Genomic DNA, 7,359 nt, shown 5'->3' with positions numbered 1-7,359 from the left:
CCCTCGGGCCAGTGGGCTACTCAGAGCGCCGAACGGCCGCGCCCTAACCGGCCGGCTTACGGCAGCAACCGGACCCGGTGAGCCCGGTTGCGGGGGCTCAGGGCACGTCGGGTCGCCACCTTCGTGGGGGTGCTCATCGCTCTCCTGTGAGGTGGTCGGACGTGGTGCGAACGGCGAGATTACTCGCTTGTGGGCGCCTCGCCGAAGTACTTCTTGTAGATCTCCTCGTACTTGCCATCTTCCTCGGCAGCCTTGAGGACCTCGTTGACCTTGTCGATCATTTTCTCGCCGTTGGCGTCCTTCGCGGCGGCGAAGCCGTACTCCTCGCCGGTGTCGAACTCGGTGGCGACGGCGTACTCCGGGTTGTCCTTGACGAAGTCGTAGAGGACACCGTTGTCGTTGATGACGGCGTCGACGCGGCCGGCCTGGAGCCCGGTCACCTCGAGCGAGAGGTCGTCGAACGCAGGCATGGAGTAGCCGAACTTGTCGGCGTTGTCCTCGGCGTAGATCTGGCCGGTGGTGTCGACCTGGACGCCCAGCTTCTTGCCCTTGAGGTCGTCGAGCCCGGTGATGCCGGAGTCGGCCTTGACCAGGAGCGCCTGCGTGGCCTCGAAGTACGGGTCGGAGATCGCGATCGCCTTGGCGCGCTCGTCGGTGATCGTCATGCCGCCCATGCCGACGTCGCACTTGCCGGCCTTGAACGCGGCACCGGACGTGACCTGGTTCCAGTCGACGTCGACGATCTTGGTCTTGAGCCCCATGTCGTCGGCGACCAGCGTCAGAAGGTCGGTGTCGAAGCCGATGATCTCGTCGCCCTCCTCGTACTGGAAGGGCTTGTAGGGCATGTTCGTGCAGATGGTGAGCGTGTCGGCCGAGACCAGCTTGATGCCGTCGACCTCGGCGGCCGAGTCGTCTCCGTCGCCGCCGCAGGCGACCATCGTCACGGTGAGAGCGAGTGCCCCGGCGGCAGCAGCAGCTGCGCGTCCCAGGCGTCGTCCGGTGACCTTCATCGGTGGTGCTCCTTGCGCTTGATGGATCATGCGGAACGGATGGTTCCACACGAACAACACAGAATTGTTACGGCCCGGCGGAATCTCCGAGGCTCGGCGGACGTCGCCGGCGATCCGCCCGGCCTGACGCCGCCCGCCCCGTGACGGATGATCGAGAGAACGCAAGGTCAGACGCAGGGCGATCGGCGACGGGGGACTCGATGCGCGTGCTCGTGACGGGAGCGACGGGATTCATCGGGCGGCGACTTGCGCCCGCCCTCGAGGCGGACGGGCACGAGGTCGTCGCGATGACGCGGAATCCCGACCGGTACGCCGGAGTCGGGCGGGCGGTGTTCGGCGACGTCCACGACGCAGGCTCCCTCGCTGACGTCCTCTCCGACGTGGACGCGGCGTACTACCTCGTCCACTCCCTCGACTCCGACGACTTCGTCCGCCGCGACGCCGACGCGGCGTCCGCGTTCGGAGCGGCTGCCGGTGACGCCGGGCTGCGCCGCATCGTCTACCTCGGCGGCCTCGGGGACGACTCCGACGAGCTCTCGGACCACCTGCGCAGCCGCCGTCAGGTCGAGGGCCTGCTGGCCGGTGGCGGTGTCCCCGTCACGACGCTGCGGGCCGGCATCGTCGTCGGGCACGGCGGCATCTCCTGGGAGATGACGCGCCAGCTCGTCGAACACCTGCCCGCGATGATCACCCCGCGGTGGGTGAGCACGCGGACGCAGCCGATCGCCGTGGACGACGTCGTGCGCTATCTCGTCGGGGTCCTGACCCTGCCCGAGGGCACGGACCGGGCGTACGAGATCGGCGGGCCCGACGTCCTCGCGTACGGGGCGATGATGCGTCGGGTCGCCGAGATCGAGGGACGTCACCCGATCATCGTGCCGGTGCCGCTGCTGAGTCCCGGACTCTCGTCGCGCTGGCTCGCCCTCGTCACCGACGTCGACACCCGCACAGGGCGCTCGCTGATCGACTCGATGGTCAACGAGGTCGTGGTGCGCGACGACGCCATCCGCCAGGCGGTGCCGTTCGACCCCCTCTCGTACGACGAGGCCGTCCTGCGCGCGCTCGCCGAGCGTGCCCGCGCCCAGGCCCGCGAGCGGGAGGCGGAGGAGGACCCGACGTGACCGGGGCCCTGCGTGCCGCGGTCGGCGCCGTCCGGGCCAGGACCCGTGCGGTGCTGCCCCGAGGTCTGGGGTACGCCGTTCCGTCCCATGCGCCCGAGCCCGAGGCGGTCGTGCGCCGGCGACGCCGTACGGTCGCGGTCGGCTGTCTGGCCGGGACCGGGATGCTCGGCGTCTCCCTCCAGACCAAGCCCGACTCTCCGCAGTTCTATGCGCTCACGGCGGCGACGGCGGCGACGTGGACCCTCGGTGCGCTGGCGTCCGGACCGCTGCACCAGGGCTGGATCGAGATGCAGGACGGCGTCCGCCGGCGGCCGGTCGTGGTGCCGGTCCTGACCGGGGTCGGTGCCTTCGGCTGCTTCGTGGCCGGGGGACTCGTCGCCCAGCGCGTCCCGGTGCTCGACGCCGCGGTCCGCCGCGTCCTGCGCTTCGCCGAGGAGGGCAGCGCTCCGCTCGTGGTGCTGACGACCCTGGCCAACGGCGCGGCGGAGGAGCTGTTCTTCCGCGGCGCCCTGTACGAGGCGGTGGGGGAGCGGCGTGGCGTGCTGGCGTCGACGCTCGCGTACACCGCTACGACCGCGTCGTCGCGCAACCCCTCGCTCGTGCTCGCCGGTGCCGTCATGGGCACGCTCTTCGGGCTCCAGCGGCGGGCGACCGGCGGCATCCAGGCGCCGATGCTGACCCACCTGACGTGGTCGGCCCTGGTGCTGCGCTATCTACCGCCACTCTTCCGCGAGCAGCGTTTCCGCCGGGTTTCGTGATCCTGGCTGGGTTTAACAGGACGTCATAGGGTTCCCCGCCCGTCGTATCTTGGGCAGGATCGGAACGGTCCCGCCGCCGTGTCGCGTGCGTCACGACGGACCGTCCCCTCCGAGAGGACTCCCAGTGCGAACGTCACGTGTGGTGGGTGTCGTCGCGAGCCTCGCGCTCGCCTCGACGACACTCCTGACGGCACCGTCAGCCGTCGCCGAAGAACCCCCCGTCTCACCGTTCAACCAGCGCTCGGCCAAGGAGCCGACGGCGACCGGGTCGCTGACCGCGAAGGCCGCCCGGAACGCCGCGAGGCGCACGACGGTCGGCGACCCGCTGCCGATGCCGTCGTCGTACCCGACGCAGCCGGACCTGAGGGTGTTCCCCGAGGCCGAGACCGACGCGTCCGACAGCGGCAACCTCGTCCGCTTCGACGACATCGCGCCGACGCTGAACGCGTTGATGGACTCGTCCGACCGCGTCTCCACGCAGGTCGTCGGGCAGTCGACGCAGGGTCGTGACCTCTACCTGGTCACGGTGACGGCTCCGGAGAGCCGGAGCGAGACCAGGCGTCAGACCGCGTGGCGGGAGAAGATCAAGAGTGAGCCGCGGGCCGCGGCCCGGGACAGGCGGCTCGAGCGGGACTACAAGACCCCCCTCTGGATCAGCGCCAACATCCACGGCAACGAGTGGGAGGGCACCGACGCGGCCCTGCAGTACATCGAGGAGCTGGCGACCGCCCCGTGGAGCGAGGTGAAGTCCCTCCTCTCGGAGCACCGGCTCTACTTCAGCCTCGCTCTGAACCCTGACGGCCGCACCATCGGGCAGCGGGCGACCGCGCTCAACCTCGACGGCAACCGCGACATGATCACCAACACCACGCCGGAGTCGACGTCGTTCATCCGTACCGCCCAGGCCGTTCAGGCGCTGTACGCCGCCGACTTCCACGGCTACACGAGCGTGCTCCAGATCGAGCCCTGCGGCCCGCCGCACGGTGACGACTACGAGTACGACCTGTTCATCCCGCACGCCTACGCGGCGGCGCTCCAGGTCGAGAAGGACGTCGTCGGGGCCGCGATCCCCGGCAACACCTACTACGACGTGACCACCGGACGGGTCGTCCCGGAGGTCACCGGCCCCGAGAACGCGCACATCAAGATCCCGTACCGCGACACCCCGTCGGGGTGGGACGACTTCCCGCCGGTCTTCACCGCGCAGTACGCCGCCTTCTCCGGCTCGGTGACGGCGACGGTGGAGCTGCCGAAGTCGCGTCCCAACGGCAGCAGCCAGACGCCGGCCAGCGCGGTCGTCAACACGGCGGTGGCGCTGAAGACGATGCAGAGCCTGGTCGACTACGTCGGCACGAACGACGCGGCGATGCTCGACGACCAGATCGAGTTCTTCCGCCGGGCCGACGTCGGAGCCCCGCGTACGGCGCTGACCACGGAGAACATCGCCGACGTCCCGGGTCCGCAGGAGTGGAAGGCGGAGTGGGACGCGGCCGACGACCAGAACGCGGTCTCGTACCCGCGGGCGTTCGTCGTCCCCGTGGGCGAGGGGCAGCGGTCGCTGACCGACGCGCGCACGCTCGTGAGCCGTCTGCAGCTGCACGGCATCGAGGTCGACCGGCTGGCGCGGACGGCCAGGATCGACGGCACGGCGTACCCGGCCGGGTCCTATGTCGTCGACATGCACCAGCCGCTGCGCAACCTGGCTCACGCTCTCCTCGCGCCAGGAACCGACATCTCGGCGAAGTTCCCGAGCATGTACGACATCTCGGCCTGGAGCTGGGGTCTGCTGTGGGGCGCCACGGTGGAGCCCGCCGGCACGACGGGCGAGGGTCGACTGCCTCGGACGGTCCCGGCCGCCGGCGCCGGAGCAGTCGACGGTGACGTCCCGGACCGCGGGTCGTACCTGACCTTCGACCTCGCAGGCGTCAACGACTTCCGGGCGCTCAACGCCCTGCTCGAGGACGGGATCGCCGCCTCACAGCTCGCGGACGGGTCGGCCGTCGTCGGTGCCGACAAGGAGACGTACGCCGCGGTCGAGGAGGTCGCCGAGGAGCTCGACGTCGACTTCGCCGAGGCGTCCGCGTCCGAGGTCGCCCAGCTCCGCACGGGCGCCGCGAAGGGCCTGGAGGACCTGACCGTGGGCTACACGGGGTCCCAGGACGACCTGCTGTCGTTGACCCAGCTCGGGTTCGACGACCTCGTGCCGCTGAGCGCGCCGACGATCACCGCGACTCCCGCGGTGCTCGACGACGTGGACGTGCTCTGGCTCGGGTCGGCGCTGACGTTCAACGCCGGGCAGTCCGCCGGCGCTGCGGCGCTGCAGGCGTACGTCGACGGTGGCGGCAGCATCGTCGGCCGCGGCGCGGGTGCGTTCGACACCGCGAGGACCGCCGGTCTCGTCACCGGCACCGCAGTCACCGGCAACCGCAACGGCAACGGCATCGTCGCGGTGGACACCGCTGACGACGGGGTCCTGGCGCCGTACGCGCAGCCCTACTCGTTCATCTATCCGGCCACCTGGTTCACCGGGCTGGGGGCGGGGACGACGGTCGAGCAGTCGTACGCGACGGGCAACCCGCTGGTCGCGGGCCACTGGCGCCGAGGTGGTGACACCGGGACGAACCCCGACGGGCCGGAGGATGCCGCGGGTCAGCCCGCGGTGGTGTCGGCGGAGGCGGAGTCGGGTGCGAAGGCGCTCGTCTTCGGGACGTCGGTGTTCTTCCGTACCCACCCCACGGGCGGTCAGAGCCAGGCCGCGCGCGGCCTGTTCTGGGCGGCACCAGAGGGTGAGGGTGTCGCGGCGCCGGTCGCCACGTCGACCACGCTCGAGGTCGGCCGTGCCCGCCCGGGCTCGGTCGAGCTCGAGGTGTCAGTGACGGCGGACGATCCGGCAGCGGGCACGCCGAGGGGCGTCGTCCAGGTCCGCGAGGGCCGGTCGCTGCTCGGCACGGCACGCGTCCGACGCGACGGTACGGCGGCGTTGACCCTGCGCGGTCTGCGCCCGGGCACCCACGTGCTCACCGCCTCGTACACGCCGAAGGCAGGGTCGGGCTTCGACGCCTCGGCCTCGGGTCCGGTCACCGTGCAGGTGAAGGCGGGACCGCGAGGCTGATCGTCACGGGGACGGGCCGTCGATCGCGCGAGGATCGGCGGCCCGTTCCCTAGACTCGGGCGATGCTCCTGAACGCCGCGACCGTCCTCATGGGCACGGTCGTCAGCCTCGTCCTGCTCGGACTCGTGATGGGGTTCAGCCCGACACTGATCGCGACCCAGGTGGCGGTCGTCGCGCGGTCGCGTGGGTCGGTGCGCCCGGGCCTCGTGGTCGCCTGCGGGGTCGCCACCGGCGCCCTCGTCCTCAGCCTCGTCCTGCAGGTCGTCAATCCCGACACGTGGGACTACGTGCTGCGCGGGAAGGTCGAGAAGCTCTTCCTCCAGCAGGCCTTCGACGAGATCGCCGGCGTGCTGTTCGTCGTGGCCGGGATCTGGCTCCTGTGGCGACGCCCGACCACCGACGATCGAGCGGTCTCACGCACGGCCGAGCGACTGCTCGACCGCCCTCGGGACCTGTTCACCTTCGCGGTGCTCAACACCGTCGTGGGCGTGAGCGGTGCTGCGACGACGTACCTCGTCGTTCGGCTGGCGCGGGAAAGCACCTCGGTCGTCGCGCTGCAGGTGCTCGTGTACGTCGGCTTCGCGGCAGCCGCGGCGGCGCCGTACGTCCTGCTGGCGTGGGGCCGCCTCCGGATCCCGGCGCTCGCGGGTCCTGCCGACCGCGTGGTCGCGTGGGTCCGCTCGCAGCACTGGCGCAGGATCAGCGCAGTGCTGCTGATCGTCGCCGGGACGCTTCTTTTCGTCGCCGCGCTCACCGACTACTTCGGTCTGCGCTGACGCGCGGTCAGGTGCGCGGTGCCGCCTCGTACGCCGAGCCCGCGTTCAGCGGGGCCAGGTGTAGAGGAGCCGCGCCATCAGCCGGAACGGGATCGCCTGGCCCTTGACCTGGTCGACGGTGCCCGCGAGGTGCAGCCCCCGCTCGGGACAGTGGAACAGCCACGTGCCGGTGGAGCCGGAGTGGCCGACGAGGATGACGGGTCGACGCCCGGCGGACATGAGCCGGCCGACGGTGAAGAACATGGTGCCGAGGCCGTACTGGAGGACGGGGATGTCGCGGAGCCTGTTGCGCCGCTCTGTGAGCAGGTCCACCGTCTTGGCGTCGCGGAAGAGCTCGCCGCGGAGGAGCGCGCGCTGGAACGTGATCAGGTCTCCGGTGGTGCTCACGAGGTCGTTGCTGGACGCGATGACCGAGGGCAGGTCGACCCGCCGCTGCTTGGCGTACATCGGGAACGGTTCGCGCCTTGCGCACCCTGGCAAAGCGCGCCGGCGATCGTCGACATGAGCCCCAGCTCGCGGGCCTCTCGGATCATGCCGTCGGTGACGACGACTCCCGGGCTGACCGACGCGATGCGGACGGGG

The 7,359-nt window shown here is 70.9% G+C and carries 6 protein-coding genes; 4 read left to right on the top strand and 2 right to left on the bottom strand.

Annotation, left to right across the window (positions count from 1 at the left end; translation table 11 throughout):
- Positions 1 to 179: 179 nt before the first annotated feature.
- On the bottom strand, positions 180 to 1,010 hold the full coding sequence (locus PV363_RS14030; RefSeq protein WP_301022622.1) for a transporter substrate-binding domain-containing protein: 831 nt from the start codon (positions 1,008 to 1,010) through the stop codon (positions 180 to 182).
- A gap of 200 nt (positions 1,011 to 1,210) precedes the next feature.
- Here PV363_RS14030 and PV363_RS14025 point away from each other — a divergent pair, with 200 nt between their 5' ends.
- From PV363_RS14025 to PV363_RS14010, 4 genes are all read left to right on the top strand, one after another.
- Positions 1,211 to 2,131 carry an NAD(P)H-binding protein gene (locus tag PV363_RS14025; protein WP_220345209.1) on the top strand — a complete coding sequence of 307 codons (921 nt, stop codon included), beginning with the start codon at positions 1,211 to 1,213 and terminating at the stop codon, positions 2,129 to 2,131.
- Positions 2,128 to 2,889 carry a CPBP family intramembrane glutamic endopeptidase gene (locus PV363_RS14020; RefSeq protein ID WP_220341845.1) on the top strand — a complete coding sequence of 254 codons (762 nt, stop codon included), beginning with the start codon at positions 2,128 to 2,130 and terminating at the stop codon, positions 2,887 to 2,889. The genes PV363_RS14025 and PV363_RS14020 overlap by 4 nt, the downstream gene beginning before the upstream one ends.
- 124 nt (positions 2,890 to 3,013) lie before the next feature.
- Entirely contained in the window at positions 3,014 to 6,001 is a 2,988-nt protein-coding gene (locus tag PV363_RS14015) for a M14 family metallopeptidase (protein ID WP_301022621.1), read from the top strand.
- Positions 6,002 to 6,063: 62 nt separating this feature from the next.
- Entirely contained in the window at positions 6,064 to 6,777 is a 714-nt protein-coding gene (locus tag PV363_RS14010) for a hypothetical protein (RefSeq protein ID WP_220345206.1), read from the top strand.
- Between the two features lie 45 nt (positions 6,778 to 6,822).
- Here PV363_RS14010 and PV363_RS14005 read toward each other — a convergent pair whose 3' ends face one another.
- Entirely contained in the window at positions 6,823 to 7,224 is a 402-nt protein-coding gene (locus PV363_RS14005) for a hypothetical protein (protein ID WP_366525488.1), read from the bottom strand.
- Between the last annotated feature and the right edge of the window lie 135 nt (positions 7,225 to 7,359).

Origin of the sequence: Mumia sp. (assembly GCF_028803055.1) — a bacterium.
In the GTDB taxonomy this organism is placed as follows: domain Bacteria; phylum Actinomycetota; class Actinomycetes; order Propionibacteriales; family Nocardioidaceae; genus Mumia.
Note: the sequence above shows the minus strand (reverse complement) of the source record. Positions and strands in the feature narration are given on the sequence as shown.

Bases quoted from the DNA above. Each gene is read 5' to 3' on its own strand.
- PV363_RS14030 (WP_301022622.1), bottom strand. From the start codon at position 1,010: ATGAAGGTCACCGGACGACGCCTGGGACGCGCAGCTGCTGCTGCCGCC.
- PV363_RS14005 (WP_366525488.1), bottom strand. From the start codon at position 7,224: ATGTACGCCAAGCAGCGGCGGGTCGACCTGCCCTCGGTCATCGCGTCC.
- PV363_RS14010 (WP_220345206.1), top strand. From the start codon at position 6,064: ATGCTCCTGAACGCCGCGACCGTCCTCATGGGCACGGTCGTCAGCCTC.
- PV363_RS14025 (WP_220345209.1), top strand. From the start codon at position 1,211: ATGCGCGTGCTCGTGACGGGAGCGACGGGATTCATCGGGCGGCGACTT.